General features: G+C 59.8%; 22 protein-coding genes. 14 read left to right on the top strand and 8 right to left on the bottom strand.

All coding sequences use genetic code 11. From position 1 onward, the window contains the following. Window positions 1-452 precede the first annotated feature (452 nt). A complete protein-coding gene (locus tag DA915_RS11380) occupies window positions 453-773 on the top strand; it encodes a helix-turn-helix transcriptional regulator (RefSeq protein WP_003524068.1) in 321 nt (106 codons plus the stop codon). A 131-nt stretch (window positions 774-904) separates the two neighbouring features. Here DA915_RS11380 and DA915_RS11375 read toward each other — a convergent pair whose 3' ends face one another. Beyond that, a complete protein-coding gene (locus tag DA915_RS11375) occupies window positions 905-2,080 on the bottom strand; it encodes a DUF3095 domain-containing protein (protein ID WP_107675847.1) in 1,176 nt (391 codons plus the stop codon). 283 nt (window positions 2,081-2,363) lie between these two features. Here DA915_RS11375 and DA915_RS11370 point away from each other — a divergent pair, with 283 nt between their 5' ends. The 4 genes from DA915_RS11370 (at window position 2,364) to queF (ending at window position 5,481) form a co-directional block, all read left to right on the top strand. Then, on the top strand, window positions 2,364-3,470 hold the full coding sequence (locus tag DA915_RS11370; protein ID WP_004430140.1) for a branched-chain amino acid ABC transporter substrate-binding protein: 1,107 nt from the start codon (window positions 2,364-2,366) through the stop codon (window positions 3,468-3,470). A gap of 69 nt (window positions 3,471-3,539) precedes the next feature. Then, complete coding sequence (locus DA915_RS11365) at window positions 3,540-3,941, top strand: glyoxalase superfamily protein (RefSeq protein ID WP_107675846.1); 402 nt, start codon at window positions 3,540-3,542, stop codon at window positions 3,939-3,941. A gap of 155 nt (window positions 3,942-4,096) precedes the next feature. Beyond that, on the top strand, window positions 4,097-4,999 hold the full coding sequence (locus DA915_RS11360; RefSeq protein WP_107675927.1) for a cation diffusion facilitator family transporter: 903 nt from the start codon (window positions 4,097-4,099) through the stop codon (window positions 4,997-4,999). Between the two features lie 17 nt (window positions 5,000-5,016). Then, complete coding sequence (gene queF / locus DA915_RS11355) at window positions 5,017-5,481, top strand: preQ(1) synthase (RefSeq protein ID WP_004430149.1); 465 nt, start codon at window positions 5,017-5,019, stop codon at window positions 5,479-5,481. A gap of 25 nt (window positions 5,482-5,506) precedes the next feature. On the opposite strand, the gene DA915_RS11350 is transcribed toward queF, so the two are convergent. Both DA915_RS11350 and DA915_RS11345 read right to left on the bottom strand, forming a co-directional pair. Further along, complete coding sequence (locus DA915_RS11350; RefSeq protein ID WP_107675845.1) at window positions 5,507-6,253, bottom strand: DUF2076 domain-containing protein; 747 nt, start codon at window positions 6,251-6,253, stop codon at window positions 5,507-5,509. Between the two features lie 100 nt (window positions 6,254-6,353). Continuing rightward, window positions 6,354-6,944 carry a HupE/UreJ family protein gene (locus DA915_RS11345; protein ID WP_107675844.1) on the bottom strand — a complete coding sequence of 197 codons (591 nt, stop codon included), beginning with the start codon at window positions 6,942-6,944 and terminating at the stop codon, window positions 6,354-6,356. Between the two features lie 235 nt (window positions 6,945-7,179). Here DA915_RS11345 and DA915_RS11340 point away from each other — a divergent pair, with 235 nt between their 5' ends. Continuing rightward, complete coding sequence (locus DA915_RS11340; RefSeq protein ID WP_003523060.1) at window positions 7,180-7,761, top strand: ATP-dependent Clp protease proteolytic subunit; 582 nt, start codon at window positions 7,180-7,182, stop codon at window positions 7,759-7,761. 71 nt (window positions 7,762-7,832) lie between these two features. Here DA915_RS11340 and DA915_RS11335 read toward each other — a convergent pair whose 3' ends face one another. Then, window positions 7,833-8,090, bottom strand: coding sequence for a pentapeptide MXKDX repeat protein (locus DA915_RS11335; RefSeq protein ID WP_107675843.1), 258 nt, complete (start codon window positions 8,088-8,090; stop codon window positions 7,833-7,835). Between the two features lie 218 nt (window positions 8,091-8,308). On the opposite strand from DA915_RS11335, the gene DA915_RS11330 reads away from it, so the two are divergent. Beyond that, entirely contained in the window at window positions 8,309-8,824 is a 516-nt protein-coding gene (locus tag DA915_RS11330) for a sigma-70 family RNA polymerase sigma factor (protein WP_162687104.1), read from the top strand. Then, window positions 8,821-9,465: an NrsF family protein gene (locus DA915_RS11325; RefSeq protein WP_107675842.1), complete on the top strand. Its 645-nt coding sequence runs from the start codon at window positions 8,821-8,823 to the stop codon at window positions 9,463-9,465. Before DA915_RS11330 ends, DA915_RS11325 begins: the two co-directional genes overlap by 4 nt. A gap of 72 nt (window positions 9,466-9,537) precedes the next feature. Here DA915_RS11325 and DA915_RS11320 read toward each other — a convergent pair whose 3' ends face one another. After that, window positions 9,538-10,620, bottom strand: a complete 1,083-nt coding sequence (locus tag DA915_RS11320) for an esterase-like activity of phytase family protein (protein ID WP_107675841.1) — start codon at window positions 10,618-10,620, stop codon at window positions 9,538-9,540. Window positions 10,621-10,894: 274 nt separating this feature from the next. On the opposite strand from DA915_RS11320, the gene DA915_RS11315 reads away from it, so the two are divergent. Both DA915_RS11315 and leuA read left to right on the top strand, forming a co-directional pair. Further along, complete coding sequence (locus DA915_RS11315; protein ID WP_004430167.1) at window positions 10,895-12,073, top strand: benzoate/H(+) symporter BenE family transporter; 1,179 nt, start codon at window positions 10,895-10,897, stop codon at window positions 12,071-12,073. A 354-nt stretch (window positions 12,074-12,427) separates the two neighbouring features. Continuing rightward, window positions 12,428-14,137 carry a 2-isopropylmalate synthase gene (leuA, locus tag DA915_RS11310; RefSeq protein ID WP_107675840.1) on the top strand — a complete coding sequence of 570 codons (1,710 nt, stop codon included), beginning with the start codon at window positions 12,428-12,430 and terminating at the stop codon, window positions 14,135-14,137. A 208-nt stretch (window positions 14,138-14,345) separates the two neighbouring features. On the opposite strand, the gene DA915_RS11305 is transcribed toward leuA, so the two are convergent. Continuing rightward, the gene (locus DA915_RS11305; protein WP_004430171.1) at window positions 14,346-15,296 is read right to left on the bottom strand and encodes a metallophosphoesterase; all 951 of its coding nucleotides are present in this window, start codon (window positions 15,294-15,296) and stop codon (window positions 14,346-14,348) included. A gap of 66 nt (window positions 15,297-15,362) precedes the next feature. Between DA915_RS11305 and DA915_RS11300 the strand changes: the two genes are divergently transcribed. Beyond that, window positions 15,363-15,854, top strand: a complete 492-nt coding sequence (locus DA915_RS11300) for an NUDIX domain-containing protein (RefSeq protein ID WP_107675839.1) — start codon at window positions 15,363-15,365, stop codon at window positions 15,852-15,854. A 12-nt stretch (window positions 15,855-15,866) separates the two neighbouring features. Here DA915_RS11300 and DA915_RS11295 read toward each other — a convergent pair whose 3' ends face one another. Beyond that, complete coding sequence (locus DA915_RS11295) at window positions 15,867-16,859, bottom strand: glutathione S-transferase family protein (protein ID WP_107675925.1); 993 nt, start codon at window positions 16,857-16,859, stop codon at window positions 15,867-15,869. Window positions 16,860-17,155: 296 nt separating this feature from the next. Between DA915_RS11295 and DA915_RS11290 the strand changes: the two genes are divergently transcribed. Next, entirely contained in the window at window positions 17,156-17,725 is a 570-nt protein-coding gene (locus DA915_RS11290) for a GNAT family N-acetyltransferase (protein WP_020808572.1), read from the top strand. 304 nt (window positions 17,726-18,029) lie between these two features. Further along, window positions 18,030-19,343: an MFS transporter gene (locus DA915_RS11285; protein WP_107675838.1), complete on the top strand. Its 1,314-nt coding sequence runs from the start codon at window positions 18,030-18,032 to the stop codon at window positions 19,341-19,343. A 58-nt stretch (window positions 19,344-19,401) separates the two neighbouring features. Here DA915_RS11285 and DA915_RS11280 read toward each other — a convergent pair whose 3' ends face one another. Further along, window positions 19,402-20,367, bottom strand: coding sequence for an MBL fold metallo-hydrolase (locus tag DA915_RS11280; RefSeq protein ID WP_004430178.1), 966 nt, complete (start codon window positions 20,365-20,367; stop codon window positions 19,402-19,404). Between the two features lie 86 nt (window positions 20,368-20,453). Here DA915_RS11280 and DA915_RS11275 point away from each other — a divergent pair, with 86 nt between their 5' ends. Then, complete coding sequence (locus DA915_RS11275; protein WP_020808569.1) at window positions 20,454-21,407, top strand: LysR substrate-binding domain-containing protein; 954 nt, start codon at window positions 20,454-20,456, stop codon at window positions 21,405-21,407. Window positions 21,408-21,409 lie beyond the last annotated feature (2 nt).

Genomic DNA, 21,409 nt, shown 5'->3' with positions numbered 1-21,409 from the left:
ACACGGTAGCAAAGAATATTTTTGATATCACAAGTTATGCATGAAAATAATTACTAATGAAAATCATATTGCAAACTTAGAGAAAATTGCGCAAAGTTAATCTAGATTTTTTAGCTCGCTGCTAAATTTAAGGTGGTAATAGATTGTCACCCCAAAATCCGGCGCCGGGTGTTAAGATTGAAGCGCTCAACTTTTGATCGTTTATTGCTTATAAATACTGCTGCTAATACATGTTTTTATCCTTAGACTGTGAAAAAACGAGCAAAAAGCTGATAATTTTATCACAATATCTTAAGTAAATAACCGATGAAGAATAGTCTTTGAAAGGGACACGATATAAGCAAGATTTAGGTATATACAACGTATCAACCGAATTATAAAAACACCTTTTGGAACACCTATAATAGCCACCATGACCGTCTTTTTCGACTGTCATCAGGAGACTTGAGCGTATGGATAACCAATCTCTGTCGGAACATAGCATCGCCGCTGCAGACTTGCTCTCAGCCATGGCGAATCCAAAGCGCCTGATGATCTTGTGCACGCTGGTGGATACGGAAGTGCCGGTTGGTGTTCTCGCTTCACAGGTTGGTCTCAGCCAGTCCGCTCTCTCGCAGCATCTTTCGAAGTTGCGTGCTCAGCGACTAGTGAAGACACGACGCGATGCGCAGACCATCTACTATTCCAGCAACTCCGAATCCGTGAAAAAAATCCTCGCCTCCCTCGAGGAAATTTATTGCCAGGCGCAGAAGAGCAGCAAGACCGCAGCCTGATCCCACGGCCGTGTTAAGGTCCGGCAGCATCACTCCATTGAAACCGGCGCACGACGCCGGTTTTTTCTTTTCGTCGGCTTTCGCTGTAGTGCATCCCTGCACGGGATTGAGGGCTGGTATCGGCGTGGTATTCAGCCCGTCGCAGCAGATTGTATCTGCTGCTTGAGGCGGCTTGCCGCAGCCGCATATCCGCCGTCCGCGCCATCCACGAAATGCATATGGTCCCTGGAAAGCGGAGACGGCACGATACAGGTCATCAAGGCGGCATCCTGTTCGTGCAGGCCGTAATAACAGCTTCCCGATAGGCGACCCTGTTCGAGCCGCGTGCGAATTTTTTCGAGCCGTGAGGCGTCGATATCCACCGTCATCTTCAGTCCGTCATCGAATTTTCTGAAATCAGTATTGCTTGCGACCGAGCGCCGATAGCGCACCGCATTGAACGGTCCGAACGACAGCCCCGTCACGCTGAGAAGATTGACGAGCAGGGACTCGCCGAGAATGCGAAACGAGCGGCGCATCTTGCCCCAGACATCGTGATAGGCAGCCCCGGCCCGGGCTTCCAGACCGAGACCCTCACCCACGAAACCGAGTTTTGGGCCATCCTCCGGCACGGGGTGGCCGTGTCTTGCATCCTGCTCGGCGAGATCGACGAGATCGATGACCAGCTGGCGGAATGCAGACATGTCCCGCGACGGCCCCGGCACGGCAATGATCGATACCACCTTGCCGCGGGTGGCGGGGATGGGGTTCCAGCGACAGGAAAGTCCCGTCAGGTCCGGGCGCTCGCCTGCTTCGGCTGCGGGCAGGGCATATTGTCCCTCCTTCATCCGGGCTTCCGCCCAGCTGTTGCCGCCCCCCGAAAACATGGCGTAGGAAACATCCTCGCTTGCCTGAAAGCGGGCGACGCGAATATCGAAACCATTCTTGCGGATATCTTCGACGGGGACCAGGGCCACGCGCATGGCAAGATCGAGGTCATCCTTCACCCAGCGCTGCACATTCGAAAGTGCTGCGCGCGCCACAGGCAGCCCCTGGGGCGGCACGGCAACGGCGGCGCCGTCGCCGCCGAAAACGAAGGGCAGGTCGTGACGTCCGAGACTGTTCGAAACGCCTGAAATGACCGCCGCACCCGCCATGTTGACGGCCTTGTATCGGCCGGTGCCGACTGCTGCGGTCGAATCAATGATATCGGCGATGGCCAGCCCCCATCCCGGCGGCAGGGCGCGATAAAGCGCCGGGTCGGCCACGTCTTCAAAATGCCGGAAGACGGGAAGGCCCGCCAGAAATTCTTCATCTGCTGCGATCATGGCGTATTATCCTCCAGCGGCGGCCAAACGCCAAGCGTTTACGGAAGGTCGATTTGTCCGTTCAGACGGCGCAATCACGGCCGATCCGGCGAATGATTTACCGCTAATAGACCTAATCCAGCAAAGTGACTTGCATAAATCATCAAACCTTCCGTATGAGTTGAGTGGAAGGCTCGGAATTCAAAAATGGAACGAGTTTTCGCCGGGAGGCGTCCGATAGTTTCATTCGGTCGGCGCCCATGGCGCTCACCGGGTCCGCGACCCCCTTTAAGGAGACACCAGGATGAAACTGAAGACATTGACCAGCGTGACGCTCGCAGCGTCCTTCGCATTCGCACCCCTTGCTCATGCCGAAATCATCATCGGCCTGATTGCGCCGCTCACCGGTCCTGTCGCCGCCTATGGCGACCAGGTCAAGAACGGCGCCCAGACGGCAGTCAATGAAATCAACAAAAAGGGCGGCATCCTCGGCGAACAGGTCGTGCTGAAGCTCGCTGATGATGGCGGCGAGCCCAAGCAGGGCGTTTCCGCTGCCAACCAGCTTGTTGCCGAAGGCATCCACTTCGTCGTCGGTCCGGTGACGTCGGGCGTCGCCATTCCGGCGTCGGATGTCTTTGCCGAAAACGGCGTGCTGATGGTGACGCCGACGGCGACCGCGCCGGGCCTGACCAACCGCGGCCTTGCCAACGTCTTCCGCACCTGCGGCCGTGACGACCAGCAGGCCGAGGTTGCGGCGAAATACGTTCTTTCCAACCTCAAGGACAAGAAGATCGCCATCATTCACGACAAGGGCGCTTACGGCAAAGGTCTGGCAGACTCCTTCAAGGCGACGCTGAATGCCGGTGGCGTGACCGAAGTTCTCTATGATGCGCTGACACCAGGCGAAAAGGATCTCGGCGCGCTGACGGCTCGTCTGAAGTCCGACAATGCCGACATCGTCTATTTCGGCGGTTACCACCCGGAAGCAGGTCTTCTGGTACGTCAGCTGAAGGACATCGGCTCCAAGGCTGCCGTTATCGGCGGTGACGGCCTGTCGAACAGCGAGTTCTGGAACATCGGTTCGCAGGCTGGCGAAGGCACGATCTTCACCAACGCTTCCGACGCGCTGAAGAACGACGACTCCAAGGCTGCTGCCGAAGCGCTGAAGGCTGCCAACATTCCGGCGGAAGCCTTCACGCTCAACGCATACGCTGCTGTTGAAGTCCTGAAGGCCGGCATCGAGAAAGCCGGAAGCGCCAAGGATTCCGAAGCGGTCGCCACGGCCCTGAAGAGCGGCGACGCTTTCCCGACGGCAATCGGCAAGGTCACCTATGGCGAGAACGGCGACCTGACGTCGCAGGCCTTCTCGCTGTTCAAGTGGCAGGACGGCAAGATCGTCGCAGCCGAATAAGCTGACTGTACCGGCCGCACCTGTTGCGGCCGGTTTCATTTTATGGGTCCGAAAAGAGGTTGAGGCAGCATGGGTGATGCCGGGACACAAAACGCTGGAGACATCAACTTCGAGCGGATATTCCCGATCGTCAGGATATTCGACGAAGCCAAGGCGCGGGAGTTCTATGTCGATTTTCTCGGTTTCGAGGTCGATTGGGAACACGGCTTCGGCGATAATTTCCCGCTCTACATGCAGGTTTCACGGGCCGGAATGGGCCTTCATCTCAGCGGTCATCACGGTGATGCGACGCCGGGCTCCAACATTTTCGCTACCATGCGCGGCGTTCACTCCTATCAACAGGAACTGGCGGCGAAGGATTATCGCTTCCTGAAACCGGGTGTTGAAGAACTGCCCTGGGGCGATGTGATGGAAGTGACCGATCCATTCGGCAACCGCATTCGTTTCTGCGAGCAGAAGAGCGAAGAGTGATGCTTTTGGCGTGAGCGCAATGCCCTTGACCTTGTGCTCCGTTTGAACGATAGAACGCTCAAATAGCGAACCGCGCGCACGGAGACCCCGTGCGCGCGGTTCGTGCGTTTTGGCAGTCGGTCATGCAATTCGTTCGCATCCGCACGGGGGCAAAAATGAACAGTGAAGGCAATGCGCTGGTAAGGAAGCTCGCATTCTGGAGCATTCCGCTTTCTTTCGGTGTGCTGGGCCTCAAACTCGTGGCCTGGTGGGTCACGGGCTCGGTCGCGCTTTTATCTGACGGTCTGGAATCGACCGTCAATGTGGTCGCGGCCTTCATCGCCTATTTCGTCATTCGCTATGCGCAGAAGCCCGCGGATGACGACCACCAGTTCGGCCACCACAAGGCGGAGTATATTTCTGCCGTCGTGGAGGGTGTGCTGATCGTGGTTGCCGCGCTCCTGATCGTACAGGAGGCCTGGGGTGCTCTTTTCAATCCGAGGCTGCCGGAAGCGCCGGTTCTCGGTCTGGTCATCAATGCGGCCGCAGGCGTCATCAACGCCATATGGGCGACAATCCTGATCCGTGTCGGCAAGAAATATGCCTCACCAGCGCTCGCGGCTGACGGCCATCATATCATGTCTGACGTCGTGACCTCGGCGGGCGTTCTCGTCGGCCTCGTTCTGGCGCTTTTGACGGGTTACGCCATTCTCGATCCGCTGCTCGCCATTCTGGTGGCCATCAACATCCTCTTCCAGGGCTCGAAAGTCATTCTGCATTCGCTTGGCGGCTTGATGGACCGTGCGGTGGAGCCGGAGGAGGACGAGGCGATCAAGAAGGCGATCGCGGAAAATTCCGGCGGCGTCATCGGCGTGCATGATCTTAGAACCCGCCGCGCCGGTTCGGCCGCCTTCATCGATTTTCACGTCGTCGTTCCCGCCGTCATGACGGTGCGGGAGGCGCATGATATTTGCGACCGCCTTGAAGATGCCATAAGGGACGTCATACCGGGCGCCAGCCTTGCCATTCACGTCGAGCCGGAAGGCGAAAAGGCGCATGGCGTCAAAGTGATTGTTTAAATAAACAGGAGTTTTCCATGTCCGTGACGGATGTTTCCGGCCTGTCGCAGCTGGGCACGAAGGTCGATACGCCAGAGAGCCCGGAAAAGGCCGTTCTCGAAAAAGTGCCGAACGGCAATGCCGGCACCGATTATGTCGTGCGCTTCACCGCGCCCGAATTCACCTCGCTTTGCCCGATGACCGGCCAGCCGGATTTCGCCCATATCGTCATCGATTACATTCCGGGCGATTTCCTGGTGGAATCGAAGTCTCTGAAGCTGTTTTTGCAGTCCTTCCGCAACCACGGCGCATTCCACGAGGATTGCTCGGTCTATATCGCCAAGCGGCTGGTAGAACTGCTGCAGCCGAAATGGCTGCGCATTGGTGCTTACTGGTATCCGCGCGGCGGCATTCCGATCGACGTGTTCTGGCAGACCGGACCGGCGCCTGAAGGCGTGTGGCTGCCGGATCAGGGCGTTGCCACCTATCGCGGCCGCGGCTGATCCGGCTGTTTATGTGATGCAAGGTTCAGGCGAACGAACCGTCGTCGCCTGAATCAACATCCGCATCATCGGCGCTGTCGTCGTAATCGGCCTGCTGGATATCGTCATCGTCGTTATTCTGCGGGTTGGCGCTGTCGCCGTAATAGTTGTTGATGACGGTTTCCTCGACAGGTGCGTTACCCGCGGCATTGCCGCCGCCGAAGGGCGAACCAAGGCCAAGCGACGACATGTGGCTGCCGAAAATGCCGCTCAGCGAATTGGCTAGCAGCATGCCGCCCGCCACACCGGCAGCGGTGCCGAGCGCGCCCTGCAGAAACCCACCGCCTGAACGTCCGCCTGCGGCGGCCTGGCTCCATGGGCCACCGGGCTGCTGCTGATTGGCTGCCGCTCCCCAAGGGCCGGCCGTCTGGCCGGCGGTATCGTTGCGCCATGAGCTCGGCGCGGCCGCAGGGGCCGGTGCCGGTGCGGGTGGTTGCGGCTGGCCGGTGCCGAAGATGGAGCTGAGGAAACCGCCCTGCGCCGCCGCCTGAGGGGCGCTATTACCGCTTTCCAGTGCGTGGATGCGGTCTTCGAGCTGTTTGATATGGGCTGCCGCCGCTTCCAGACCTTTTTCCTGAACGATCACCGCCTGGGCGAGATAATAGGGGGCTGCGGGTTGATCGCGCACGGCGTCTGCGATCAAAGTTTCCGCCTCGCGGTCACGCGGGGTGGCGGATGCGGTTTTGGTCCTGTCGAACAGGGCCTTGAGAAGCTGGCTTTCTTCCGGTGACATATGCTGCCTCCTTACCGTGAAGCGTAAATCCACGATAAGGAGGTAGGCCAGAATTCAGGCTTTTCAAAGCGGTCCAAATTTTAAATTTCGGTAATGATCTTCAGCCACCAAAGGCGAGCGAGAGACCCGCAATCGCCGTCAGCGCGCCGACGGTGCGGCTTGCGGCTGAGCCGAAACGGGCAATGCCGAGGCCGAGCGCGATGCCGGCCGCATGCAGGATGGCGGTGGCGATCATGAAGCCGATGCCGAATTGAAGCGCGCCGGCGCTGCCGAGTTCACCGCCATGGGCATGGCCGTGGAAAAGCGCGAAAGCGCCGACAACGGCCGCTGCCGCTGCCGTGGGAAGCCTCGCCGCCATCGCAACCAGCAGGCCAAGGCCGATGACGGAGGCAAGAATGGCGGGTTCGACGAAGGGAAGGTCGATGCCGTAAACCGCCATCAGGAAGCCTGCGGCCATGGTGCCGACGAAAGCGGCGGGCACGATCCACAGCGCCTTGTGGTCGTTTCGGGCAAAGGCGATCTGCGAGGCCCAGATGCCGACGGCCACCATCGCCAGAATGTGGTCCGCGCCGAAAAACGGGTGGGAGACGCCGGCCATGAAGGAACCGTGTTCTTCCGGGTTCAGATGGGCGAAAGCGGGCAGGGTGGTGAGGCCGAGCGCGGCGGCGGCGAGGCTTAGTCTTTTCAGCATGGTTCCCTCTTGAAATTGTTGCCGTCAGCGGCGGGATCTTGGGCTTCCCGCGGCGGGCGGCGCTGCAATGAGGCGCTGACGATATCGCGAAGGCTAAGAGGCTGTCCATGCGTCATCTGCCGGGGGTGGTGTTTATTGTTGGCGGGCAAACCTTGCCTTTTTCTCTCATTGCCTTACGTAACAAGTCGCACTATGTCCGAAGGGCATGCACGAATTTTGCTGGAGAGAGCCGTTGATGAACGAAGACGAAGACGACAAGAGCAAGGAACTGCCGATCGGCAAGGAAACGGAAGCGAATCTTTTCAAGTCGCGTTCGATCTTCATCTATGGCGGCATCACGCAGGAACTGGCGCAGAAGGTCTGCACGCAGCTCGTGGCTCTTGCCGCCGCCAGTGACGACGACATTCGCGTTTACGTCAATTCGCCGGGCGGTCATGTCGAATCGGGTGATTCCATCCACGACATGATCAAGTTCATCAAGCCGAAGGTCTACATCATCGGCACGGGCTGGGTCGCCTCCGCCGGTGCGCTGATTTACGTCTCGGTGCCGAAGGAACGCCGCCTTTGCCTGCCGAACACCCGCTTCCTGCTGCACCAACCCTCCGGCGGCACGCGCGGCATGGCATCCGACATCGAAATCCAGGCCCGCGAAATCATCAAGATGAACCAGCGCCTGATCAAGATCTTCTCCAAGGCCACCGGCCAGAGCGAAGAAAAGATCGCCAAGGACATCGATCGCGATTACTGGCTCGGCGCGGAAGAGGCCAAGGATTACGGCCTCGTCGGCAAGATCGTCGAAAGCCAGTCGGAACTCTGAGTTTTCGATTTTCATTTGAGAAAGCCCGCATCGGTCAAAACCGGTGCGGGCTTTTTTCGTTCAGGCCGGCCTTACTTCATCATGTCGCAGGCCTTCATCATGTCGGCCTTTTTCATCTTGTCCATTTCCATACCGGTCTTGTCCATGCAGTCCTTCTTGCTGGCCATGGACATGCCATCCTTTTTCATGGTCTCGGCCTTCATGGCGTCGCTATGCATGGTGTCCTTCTTCATCGTATCGGTTTTCATGCTGTCGGCATGGGCGATGCCTGCGAAGGAAAGAGCGGAGAACAGGGAAGCGGCGGCAATGGCGGTAAGAATGCGGGTCATGAAGGGTCTCCTCTGGACGTCGTTGCATGTCCGCCGGCATTGTGCCGGGGCTCACGATTGTCCATTCGGGCGCGACCCGCCGCCCGTTACATCTTCACGCGCTTGTGACGACAAGTTCGGGCGAGATTTTTTTAAAGCCACTATGTAACAATATCCTGCCGACTGCGAATAACCCGATAGTGACGATGACAGGCAGCCCTTCGGAAGAGACATTAAAAATGCTGATGCTGCGTTCCCTCGATGGGGACGAAGGCGCCTACCGGCATTTGCTTCATGCCCTGAGGCGGCTGCTGATCGCCTATTTCGGCCGGCGCATGGCGGCCGCCTCCAGAGGCGATGTCGAAGATCTTGTGCAGGAAACCCTGTTGTCGCTTCACGCCAAGCGGGAGACCTATGACCGTGCAAGACCGTTCACGGCGTGGTTCTTCTCGATAGCGCGCTACAAGCTCATCGATCATTATCGGGGCAGGGGCGCCCGAATGCTGGCGGAAGTCGAACTCGATGAGACGCTGGAGGCGGAACCCTCCGTCGATGCGGTCATGGCCCGCATGGATGTGGAGCGGCTGCTCGACGACCTGCCGGAGCGGCAACGCGATCTCATTCGAAGAGTGAAACTCGAAGGCCAGTCAATTGCCGAAGCGGCGGAAAAATCCGGCCAGACCGAGCTTGCGGCAAGGGTCGGCATTCACAGAACGCTGAAAGTCCTGGCGGCGAAGTTGCGGGGGGACAGGTGAGGAAAACGGAAGACATCATCGAACAACTGGCGGGTGATCTGAAACCTGTCCCCGCTTTCGCGCTGGAGCGCAGGCTGGCATTCGCGGCATTGCCCGCGCTCGGCCTTTCGCTCGTGCTGATGGTCGTCATTCTGGGGCTTCGCGTCGACATGAGCGAGGCCATGACCGAGCCGGGTTTCTGGGTCAAATCCGCCTATAATGCCCTACTGGCCCTCATTGCATTTTTTGCCGTCATGCGCCTTGCGCGGCCGGAAGGCGAGAGGGGTTGCCTGTTTGTGTGGCTTGCGCTGATTTTTGCCGCCATGGCGCTGATTGCGCTCGTCCAGCTTGGATTTGCCGTGCCCGGCACCTACAGCACCCTCATTCTCGGATCATCGGCGCTGCATTGCCCGTTTCTGATCGTTGCTTTCGCGCTGCCGCTGTTTCTGGCGAATTTCGCGGTTCTCAGGCGGTCGGCCCCCGCTGATCCCACGCTTGCGGGTTTTGCCGCCGGTATCGCCGCGGGTGCGGCCGGAGCATGGGTCTATTCGTGGTTCTGCACCGAAAACGGCATGGCTTTCGTGTTGATCTGGTATTCCCTGGGCATTCTGTTGGCCGGTATCATTGGCGCTTTCGCCGGTTCACGTCTGCTCCGCTGGTAAAGCAGGTATCCCTCTCGGTTGCCGATGCCGGCCCGGACATTGTCCAGAGCCGGCATTCTGTTCCGGTGGATTTCACTGACCCAGATTGGCGGGAATTGCGAATGCCGCAAACTGGGTGAACTGCTTGCCCGTGTTGAAATTGTCGTCGGAGGCGATGACAAAAAGCTGCTTGCCATCCACCACAGGGCCGAAGGCGAAGCTCTCGATATTGTCGATATCCAGGCCGAAATCGCCTTCGTTGATTTCAAACCAGGGTGATTTGGACACGGCGGCCACGGATGCCGGATCGATCTTGTCCTTGCCGAGAATATTGTCGGCGCGGGACATGTCGGCGATGAAGAAGCGGATGTGGTTGCCGACGCCGGAGGCAAAATTGCGCTCGACCGCGACAAAACGGCCATCCGGCAGGGCCGCGATGGCGGAAAGGCCGTTGTCGTTATATTTCGGCTCGGCGGCTGTTGGTGTCTTCGAGATTGCCTCGGTGACATAGACGTGCTCGGCGACCGGCTTCAGCGTCGCCGTGTCGATGACGAGGATGCGGGCCGGGCTGCCCGCCTGCGGCGTCGCCTTGGGGCCGTCCTGGGTGAGAGCGTTTTCGGTGGCGGCGATCAGCCGGCCGGGCATCAGGGCCAGGCCTTCAAAAGCGAGGTTGTTCTGAACGCCCTTGGTCTTCGCATCGTTGACGAGATAGGCGTCCGGCAGTTCCAGCCGCTTCACATTGCCGCCGTCGATATCCGAGACGTAAAGCGCCGGCTGGTTCTTCAGGTCGCGTTCGGAGGACCAACAGAGCTTGCCGCCCTTGCGGTCGAGCGCGATGCCTTCCGCATCGATGCTCTTTGGCGCAAAAGCCGCGCCGGTCTCGTCTTTCAGTTCATGGGTGGCGGCGATGTTGAGCGTGGCGGCGCCTTCCGTTACGGCCAGTTCCAGCTCGTAATAACGGGCCGGACCTTTTTCCACGCGATCATCGGAAATTGCAAAATAACGGCCCGTTTCGCTGTCAAAGGCGAGATCGGAAATGCCGCCGAAGGTAACGCCATTGATGGAGAGGCCCGAGGGAATGACGATCTGGCCAAGGAAGGCCGGCGCAGGCGGGGTCTGGGCAGCGGCGGGAAGAGCCGCGAAACAGCAGGCGGCAATAGTGACGATGCGGAGCATGGCGAGGGTCCCTGTTGTGGCGGATGACCTGTTGTGATGCGGGCAGGATTAGCGCCTCGCCGCTAAACTTTGATGACGTTTTCCATGTCGCCGTACCTGAAGTCTGGTGGCCCATCTTGCCAAGCCGCGTCTTTTTTGATCCTGAATATAACCACGCTTCATCCAAGGCGTGTCGCCATCCCCGGATTCGCGCATCACGCTTCAATTTTTCTGCCTGTCGCCAATGCAGACCGCTGCGGTTGTTTGCGACAGGCCGCAGGCCGCAGAGTGCTTCATGCTGAAAGATTTTTCCGTCCAGAGCCTGTTCATGGGCTGCCTTACCGCCTTTGTCGGCTTTGCCAGCTCCTTCGCTGTTGTGTTGCAGGGGCTGAAAGCCGTCGGTGCGACGGATTTCGAAGCGGCGTCGGCGCTGATGGCGCTTTCGGTGGCGATGGGGCTTTGCGCCATCGCTCTTTCCGTCACAACCCGGCTTCCCATCAGCATCGCGTGGTCGACGCCGGGCGCCGCGCTGCTTGCCACCACCGGCGTCATTGAGGGTGGCTTTCCGGCAGCCGTTGGCGGGTTCGTCATCTGCGCCATTTTGATCATCATCGCAGGCCTGTTCAGGCCACTTGGAAAGGCGGTTGCCTCCATTCCCGCGCCGCTTGCCAATGCCATGCTGTCAGGCGTCATCATCGGCCTGTGTTTCGCGCCGATCAAGGCAATCGGCTTCAACCCGGCGCTCGGATTACCCATCATCCTTGCCTGGATCGTTGTTGGTGCCTTTAAACGGCTGTTCGCCGTGCCCGCGGCCCTTGCCGCCTTCGTGCTTGTCATGATCTTCGGTGTCGATATTCCCGAGGGCGCGCTCGATAGCGTGGCGCAATCGCTGACACCGCCGATTGAGTGGGTAACGCCCGTCTTCAGCCTGCACGCCGTCGTCTCCATCGCGCTGCCGCTCTTCATCGTCACCATGGCTTCGCAGAATATTCCCGGCATCGCGGTGCTGAAGGTCAATCACTACGACCCGCAGCCCGGACCACTTTTTGCAGCGACCGGCTTTTTCTCGCTGCTTTCCGCGCCCTTTGGCGGCCATGCAGTCAATCTTGCCGCAATCACGGCTGCGATGTGCGCGGGCGAGGATGCCCATCCTGATCCAAAGCGGCGTTACTGGGCGGCGATCATCGCCGGCGTCGGCTATATCATCTTCGGCCTGTTGGCCGGCGTGGTCACGGCCTTCGTGGCGCTGGCGCCGCCCATCCTCATTCAGGCGGTGGCGGGGCTGGCACTGGTCGGCGCCTTTTCCGGTTCCGCAGTGGCGGCCTTCAAGGAGCCGGAAACCCGCGAGGCGGCGGCCATCACTTTCCTCATCACGGCCTCCGGCCTCTCCTTCGGCGGCGTTTCCGGTGCCTTCTGGGGGCTGATCGGCGGCGGGCTGATGATGGCGTTGCAGCGGGTGGTAAAGCGTGGTTAGGCAGAAAGGCTTGAGAGCGGCAGGCAGGGAAAATAACCAGCGCGCAGCACAAGATCACTTGTCAGACCGCCAGCCGCTGTTTATACACGACGCCATGAGCAACAGCATCGCAACCATTTACGGCATGAGCGCGCAGATTTCTGCGAAGGCCTCGCCGTGCGGTGCACTCTCGCTTCTTAGCCTCGACCTTACACGCGGTTGCCGGGTCCAGTGAGGAGCGCCCGGCGGCCGAAAGCCCGCTGGCGCAAACGCTCCTCATCTCGAAATCTCATTTTATACTGGATTTAGGCTCTAAAGGGCCGTGCATCCGCCGATGGCGCAAGACGCCCGCGGACTGCGCAAGGAGGAAGCGAAATGGACGGCAAGATCACCAATATTTCCAAGGGCATGTCGGACGCGAGCGTGAAGTATCGCCCTTACCCGACCATCAATATTCCTGACCGTACCTGGCCGGGCAAGACTATCGACAAGGCGCCGATCTGGTGTTCGGTGGACCTGCGTGACGGCAACCAGTCGCTGGTCAACCCCATGGGTCACGACCGCAAGGCCCGCATGTTCAAGCTGCTGCTCGAAATGGGCTTCAAGGAAATCGAGATCGGTTTTCCTTCCGCCTCGCAGACGGACTTCGATTTTGCCCGCTGGTGCGTGGAAGAAGGCAATGTACCTGACGATGTTTCCCTGCAGGTGCTGGTGCAGTGCCGCCCGGAACTGATCACCCGTACCTTCGAGGCGCTGCAGGGCGCCAACAAGCCGATCATCCATTTCTACAATTCCACCTCGGAATTGCAGCGCCGCGTGGTGTTCGGCAAGGATGTGCACGGCATCAAGCAGATTGCTGTCGATGCCGCCAAGATGATCACCGACATGGCCGCCAAGGCCGGCGGAGGTTTCCGCTTCGAATATTCGCCTGAGAGCTTTACCGGCACCGAGCTGGAAGTGGCGCTGGAAATCTGCAACGCCGTGGTCGAGGTGGTGAAGCCGACGGCGGACAACAAGCTGATCCTGAACCTGCCCTCGACGGTGGAAATGGCGACACCGAACATCTATGCCGACCAGATCGAATGGATGTGCCGCAATATCGACAACCGCGAAAACGTCATCATTTCGCTGCATCCGCATAACGACCGCGGCACGGGCATTGCCGCGACCGAGCTGGCTCTGATGGCCGGTGCGGATCGCGTCGAAGGCACGCTGTTCGGCAACGGCGAGCGCACCGGCAACGTCGACGTCGTGACGTTGGCGCTGAACATGTATACGCAGGGCGTCGACCCCGAGCTGGATTGCCGCGATATCGAACGCATCAAGGCGGTCTATGAATATTCCAACGAAATGACGATCCCCGAGCGCCATCCTTATGTGGGCGAACTGGTCTACACGGCGTTTTCCGGCTCGCATCAGGATGCGATCAACAAGGGCATGAAGGCGATCAAGGTCGCCAATCACCCCGTCTGGGAAGTGCCCTATCTGCCGATCGACCCGAAGGATGTCGGCCGCTCCTATGAGGCGATCATCCGCATCAACTCGCAATCCGGCAAGGGCGGCATCGCCTATATTCTCCAGCAGGATTACGGCATCAACCTGCCGCGCAACCTGCAGGTGGAGTTCCGCGAGGATATCCAGCGCATCACCGATGAAGAGGGTGTGGAACTGCCGGCCAAGCGCATCTATGAGCGCTTTATGGAGCGTTATGTGACGCAGCCGAATGCGCGCATCAAGTTCGTTGATCACCACACCTATCCGGCCGGCGATTTCAAGGGCGTGCGCATTGTGGCCGCCGAGATCACCGATAATGGCGAGGTGAAGCGCATCGAGGGCAAGGGAACCGGTCCGATCGACGGGTTCATCAATGCGCTGTCGGTTTATCTCGGCATCGATCTCTCTGTGAATGATTATTCCGAGCATTCGTTGCAGCATGGCTCCAACGCATCTGCCATCGCTTATGTCGAGATGGAGCATCCGGGCGGCAAGCTGTTCGGGGCAGGCGTCAACACCAATATTGTTGGCGCGTCGCTGGAAGCGATCGTGTCGGCGGCCAACCGGGTGCTGGAAGAGCGGGCTAAGTAAGTGGGGTTTGAGGGTGGGGTTTACCCCCCTCTGCCCTGCCGGGCATCTCCCCCTCAAGGGGGAGATCGGCAAGACGCTTTCCCGCAGCTTCATTCTCGGGCTTTGATATGGGCAAGACCTAGCCTCAGGTCGATCTCCCCCCTTGAGGGGGAGATGCCCGGCAGGGCAGAGGGGGGTAGAGCCCTCCTCCGCTCCACGCCCGCGGGCTTTATTCCCTCGGTAGAGAAAATCCCAACGGCCGCCCGTTTTCATAAAACACCCGCACATCTTCCAGCGCCACACCCGTCGCCGTCTCATCGAGGCTGTGGCGTTCGCAGGCGACATTCCACGTGCCGGGCCCACCGGAAATGTGGAAGAGATTATAGGCCGCGCGCGGTTTTTCACCGCCCGGTCCCTGGCTGGCCGAGGAAATGCCGACGACCGGGATGTGGTCTTCCCCGTGGTGGGTGTTCAACCAGTAAACCGTGTTGAGATGGGTATGACCGTGCAGCACGAGTTCCGCACCGCCGACGCCGAGTGCGGCCGCGAAACGGCGAATGCCGATCATGCGTTTGTGGGTGGGAGAAGCGCCGCGGATGGGCGGATGATGGATCATCACCACGCGGAACAGCCCCTGTTCACCGGCTTTTTTTAAGAGTTCCGCCGTGGCGCGGGCCTGCCGGTTGCCGAAATAACCGGTGGCCGAAAAGGGCGGCGTTGCAATCGAGGTGGAGCAGCCGATCAGCGCCACGGGGCCGCGCACGCGCATATAGGGGAAAATCTTGCGGTCGTCGTCCCATTCCGCCGGGTCGCCATCGCCACGCACGTATGGATACCAGGCCTGCATGGCCTTGTCGTGCGCGCCGGAAACATAGGCGTCGTGATTGCCTGGCACTACCGAGGTTCTCTCAGGGTCGCCCACTTCCTCAAGCCAGTCGGCGGCGGCGCGGATTTCGATGCCCGTCGCAAGATTGACGAGATCGCCGGTAATAGCCAGATGATCCGGTGATTTTGCCTCGAGATCGTCGAGCAGCTTTTCCAGCGTATCGGTGAAGAGATGCTTGCGGCGGTTGCGGTGCCAGTTGACGAAACCGGTAATCCGTTTCGATGCAAGTTCTCGGAAAGTGAGTTTTGGCAGTGGCCCTAAATGGACGTCTGAAATATGGGCAAGTTTGAACATGGCGGCAGAGATAACCTATGATATGCCGCGCGTCCAATGAAAGCCGGCAGGCGGGGAGAAACCAGGGTGAATGACGAAACAACCGGGCGGCAGGCCCGTCCGTTCCATATGCGTGTCTTCATCCGCTTTCTGCATTTCGTTTTTCTGTTCACGCGCGGCGCAACTCTTGGTGTGCGTGCGGCTTGCTACGATAAAAAGGGCAGGATTTTTCTCGTGCGGCACACCTATCTTCCGGGCTGGTATCTGCCGGGCGGCGGGGTGGAGCGCGGCGAAACCCTGCTCGCGGCGCTGCACAAGGAAATCCGCGAGGAAGGCAATCTCGAAGCGGCCTCAAAGCCGGAGCTTTTCCACGTTTACCTTAATCTGGAAGGCAGCAATCGCGATCATGTCGCGCTTTATCGGCTTGATGTCACCCAGACCAAACCGAAAAAGCCGGATCATGAGATTGCCGAGAGCGGCTTTTTCGATCTTTCAAATCTGCCCGAAGGGGTGACGGCGGCAACCCGCCGCCGCCTTGCCGAACTTGCCGGCGAAGCGGCGATTGCCGACTACTGGTAGCGGCGTATTTCGTCAGACCAGCGTCTCGCGTCCATGCGCCATGGTCAGGTCCAGCTCCGGACCGACGGGCACGATGCCGGTCGGATTGATGGTGCGGTGGCTGCGGTAATAATGTTCCTTGATGTGGCGCATGTCGACCGTGTCAGGCAGGCCCGGTGTCTGGTAAAGATCGCGCAGGTAACCCGTCAGGTGCGGATAGTCGTGGATGCGGCGGATATTGCACTTGAAATGGCCGACATAAACGGGATCGAACCGCACCAGAGTGGTGAACAGACGCCAGTCCGCTTCCGTCTGCTCCGCGCCGAACAGGAAACGGCGGTCCTTCAGGCGATCTTCCAGCATATCGAGCGTTTCGAAGACCTTCACGGCATTCTGCTGATAGGCGTCCTGTGTCGTGGCGAAGCCGGCCTTGTAGACGCCGTTATTGACGGTGTCATAGATCACGTCGTTCAGCGCATCGATCTCGGCGCGCAACGCTTCGGGATAATAATCCTCCTGCGAGCCGGTGAGATCATTGAAGGCGGAGTTGAACATGCGGATGATTTCCGCCGATTCATTGGAAACGATGGTGCCGCGCTTTTTGTCCCAGAGCACCGGCACGGTGACGCGCCCGGAATATTTGGGGTCCGCTTTGGTATAGACCTGCCAGAGCGTGGAGGAGCCGAACAGGTGATCCTCGGTCGCGCCCGGCGTGCGTTCGCCCTGCGGCTTGAATTCCCAGCCGTTTCCCAGCATCAGCGGATCAACGACGGAGACCGAGATCAGGTCGTCCAGCTTTTTCAGCTTGCGGAAGATCAGGGTGCGATGCGCCCAGGGGCAGGCGAAGGAGACATAGAGGTGGTAACGATCTTTCTCCGCCTCGAAACCGCCTTCTCCGGAAGGGCCGGGTGCGCCATCCACTGTGATCCAGTTGCGGAATTGCGAGGCGCTGCGCTTGAAATGCCCCTTGGTTTCCTTGGTGTCGTACCAGACGTCCTTCCACACACCTTCCACCAGCATGCCCATGATGATCTCCTTGATTGTTTCCTTGGCGGCGATACTACCCGTTTCGCTCAATCCCGCGAACCCGCAAGGCATTGAACAATGCGTTTCCGGTCCCGCACAGGCTGAAAGGAGGAGCGTCGAGATTTGTTCTGGACGGGGGGTGATTTTCCTGATAATTGCGATTTTCACAAATCTGAGGAAATTGCAGGCTATGATCGAACCACGGATGCTCCGACGACGCTGACGCTCCTGAACGCCCTTACCGGCGCAGCCGTCATCTATTGTCGCATCCGCATTCTGGAAGTTTCGGTCTCTTCATGTCCAAGCACGATCTTGTCTACCTCACCGAGGACGCGTCGCACGACGCCATCATCGAAGTCATCAACGAAGAAGCATTTGGTCCCGGCCGGCACACCCGTGCGGCGGCGCGCATCCGTGAGCAGGGTCCGCATGACCGGTCGCTGTCCTTCGTCTGCGCTGATGATGGTGAGACGATCGCTTCGGTGCGCATGACGCCCGTCCTGGCCGGCGGGGTGAAGGGCCATATGCTTGGCCCGCTTGCGGTTCGGCCTTCGCACAAAAACAAGGGCATCGGCCGGGAACTCGTCCGGATCGCCATTGCGGCCGCAAGGCGGAAGGGCTCCGAGGCCGTCATCCTGATCGGCGATCCGCCCTATTACATGCCGCTCGGTTTTGAGAAGGTCGCTTATGCGGCGCTCGATTTTCCGGGACCGGTTGATCCGAACCGGGTGCTGGTGGTGCCGCTTGGCGACGACGTTCATCAGCGGTTGAAGGGCAAGATCGGCTGGCGCAACTGCGAGGCCGTGATGCCTGCCGCAGCTGCGGAAGATGAGGGTTTTGAGGAGCCTCTTCGGGTTTACGGCTGAGGGTCTTTCTGCAAGGCAGCTTTGCCTTTTCTCGCCAGCGCTTCTGTCTTCCCTCATTCCTGTGCTTGTCACAGGAATCCAGCCGACGCGCGTCTGCGCGGCGAGAGGACTCTTTTCAGCCCAAGGACTTGGGCTGGCTGGATCCCTGTGACAAGCACAGGGATGAGGGCGGAGGCGCAGGGGTTCGCTTATCGTTGCGCCGAGCATTTCGTTCCAACCGTGCGCACCCCTCCACAGAATTCAATTTCGTTTCCTCCCCCCATGCGATAGCAAGTGAAAGTCGATTTCTGCAGAGGGACGGGGCATGACGGCAATCACCATGAACGATGCGCTGGAGCGCGCGGGCGCAGGCGCCTATCAGCGCAGGCTGATGGGCATTTTCGGCCTCGTCTGGGCGGCGGATGCCATGCAGGTTCTGGCCGTCGGCTTCACCGCCGCCTCGATTGCCGCAACCTTTGGCCTGACGGTGCCGCAGGCGCTGCAGACCGGCACGGCGTTCTTTTTCGGCATGCTTCTCGGCGCTGCCGGTTTCGGGCGGCTGGCGGATCGTTACGGGCGTCGCCGGGTGCTGATCGTCACCGTGGCCTGTGATGCGCTGTTCGGTGTGCTTTCGATATTCTCGCCTGATTTCACCATTCTGCTCGTTCTGCGCTTTCTTACCGGGGCTGCCGTGGGCGGCACGCTGCCGGTGGATTATGCGATGATGGCGGAATTCCTGCCCGCCAAAAATCGCGGGCGCTGGCTGGTCTTTCTGGAAGGCTTCTGGGCTGTCGGGACACTGATCGTGGCGCTGGCCGCTTGGGGCGCCAGCCTTGCCGGCGTCGCTGATGCCTGGCGTTACATTTTTGCCGTGACGGCCTTTCCGGCCGTCCTCGGTCTCGGCCTGCGCTTTCTGGTGCCGGAATCGCCGCTTTACCTCTTGCGCAGCGGTCGGTCAGAGGAAGCAAAGGCTGTCGTCAACCGCATGCTGGTGACGAATGGCCGCGCGCCGCTCGATGCCGGAACCGGGCTTTTCCAGCCTGACGTGGCCAAGGGGCAGGGGATATTTTCACCCGCACTCCGGCAGCGCAGCATCATGATCCTTGCCATCTGGTTCCTTGTCTCCGTCTCCTATTACGGTGTCTTCACCTGGATGCCGGCGAAACTGGCCGGAGACGGTTTCGGCTTCGTGCGCGGTTACGGTTTTCTGGTGCTCGTGGCGCTGGCGCAGATCCCCGGTTATGCGCTTGCCGCCTATGGCGTTGAAAAATGGGGCCGCAAGCCGACACTGATCGGCTTCTGCCTGCTCTCCGCGCTCGGATGCCTGCTCTTCACGCTCGCTTCGGCCGGCGCAATGATTGCCGCTTCACTGCTTATTATGAGCTTTGCGCTGCTCGGCACCTGGGGAGCGCTTTATGCCTATACGCCGGAGCTTTATCCAACCGAATCCCGGGCGACCGGCATGGGGGCCGCGGGCGCCATGGCGCGGCTTGGCGGCCTGCTTGCGCCGTCTCTGCTTGGTTATGCCATTGCGCAGGGTTTTGGTGTCGCAATCGGCATTTTTGCCGGGCTGCTGGTGCTGGCCGCCATTGCGGCCACGATGATCAATGCGGAAACGCGGCAGGTAGCGCTGACCTGATTGCCGCTCAGGGGTGATGGCCTGATCCGATCCACGATCAGGCCATTCCGTTCTGCAGTTAAAGCGTCGTGTAATTGACCGGAAGCCAATCATAGTTCGTGCTGTCGGTGCGCACATGGCCTATGCCGGGGAAGGCGATATGGGCGCCTGCCACCAGATATTTGCCTTCCACCGCCTGCCGGAATGCCAGATCGCGGGCGGCGACGGCAGCCTTCTGGTCGACGTCAAATTCGATCGCGACATCAGGTTCATCGAACTGGAGGATATCGCCATGGGTGATATCGCCCCAGAAGACGATTTTCTGGCCGTCGCTTTCCAGAACGATGCCGCTGTGGCCCGGCGTATGGCCGGCATAAAGGATCGAGCCGAGGCCGGGAACCGGCGCGGCACTATCACCGAATGTCTCGAACTTGCCGGCATCGATATAGGGCTGGATGCTTTCCTTCGCTTCGGCATAACCCTTCTTCAGCGCTTCGGGCGCCGCCTTGGCCTTTGCCTCATCAAGCCAGAAAGCGGCTTCGCGCTTGTTGACGTGCAGGGTCGCATTGGCAAAGACGCGTTTGCCATCCGCAGACAGCCCGCCGGAGTGGTCGGTATGGATATGGGTGAGGATAACATCGTCTATCTCCCCCGCCTTGTAGCCTGAGGCCTCGATATTGGCGACGAGCCGGCCGAGGCTCGGGCCGAGATAGGTGCCGGTGCCGGCATCAATCAGCACCAGCCTGTCGCCGGTGTTGACGAGAAACGCGTTGACCGAGGTGGGCGTTTCTTCCGGCAGGAAGGCATCCTGCAGCACCTTTGTCGCATGTTCCGGTGTGGTGTTGGTGTAGATTTTGGCAAGCGGCAGCGCGATGACGCCGTCCGAAAGCGCGGTGACTTCCACCTTGCCGACCATCAGCCGGTAAAAGCCGGGTGCCTGTGTGGCGGCGAGCGGCGCCTTGGCGAAGGCGAGGGAGGGTGCAACGAAGGGGGCGGCGATGATGGCGCTGGCGGCGCCTTTGAGAAGTGAGCGACGTGACGGCATTGAGGGCTCCTGGGTTGGGGAACGTCTTGAAACTTTCCGTACTCCAGCTAAGTGTAGAGAGGTCAGTAATCAAATCGATGTGACTTATGCAAACTATCGATCATTTCAATCTCCGTTCTTTCGACCTCAATCTTCTCATTGCCTTCGATGCGATGATGGAGGAGATGAATGTCACGCGCGCTGCACGCCGGCTGAAAATCCAGCAGCCGGCCATGAGCCATAATCTCTCCACCCTGCGGACCCTGTTTCAGGACGAGCTTTTCATCCGCGTGGGGCAGGAGATGAAGCCGACGGCGCGGGCGCTCAATCTGGCCGGGCCGGTGAGACAGGCGCTCAGGCAGGCGCAGGCGGCGGTGCTGACGGCGGATGTGTTCGATCCGGCAACGGAGCGCCGCACATTCCGGCTGGGCATGTCGAGCGAGGTGGAACTGTTGCTTTTGCCGGATCTGACGGCGCGGCTGCGGGAGATTGCGCCCGGTATCCGTATTCTCGCCCGCAACGGGCAGGAGCAGGAAATCACGGCGATGCTGGATACGGGTGTGATCGACATGGCTGTCGGATGCACCTATTCGAAAGAGCAGCGCCACCATTGCGAACCGCTCTATTCTTCCAGCGTATTCTGCTGTTTCAACCCAGCTTTACTCGATCTGCCCAATCCCGTGGGACTGGACGCCTACGTGGCGGCCAAACATGCGGTCATATCGCAGACGGACAGCCTGCACGGCTGCATCAAGGATGCGCTGGAGCTGAGCGGATTGGAAATCGACGTCGTTGCCGCCGCGCCGGATTTTCTTTCGGTACTGGCAACGGCGCGATCCTCGGCGGTGCTGGCCACCGTGTCCTCGCGTATCGCGCTGCGTTATGCGCCGTTGCTGGGGCTGGAAATAAGCCCGGTGCCGGTGGCGTTGAATTTCCCACCCGTCGCCATGGTCTGGGCCCTGCAGACCGACGCGGATGCCGGGGCCGTGTGGCTTCGCCAGCAGATTCGCGAGGCTATGGGCCGGACGGTGGATGGTGAGGTATCGGGGATCGCGGCTTAGCA

The organism is Agrobacterium sp. LAD9 (assembly GCF_003031125.1).
Classification (GTDB): domain Bacteria; phylum Pseudomonadota; class Alphaproteobacteria; order Rhizobiales; family Rhizobiaceae; genus Agrobacterium; species Agrobacterium radiobacter.
This window is presented reverse-complemented; position numbering and strand designations above follow the sequence as displayed.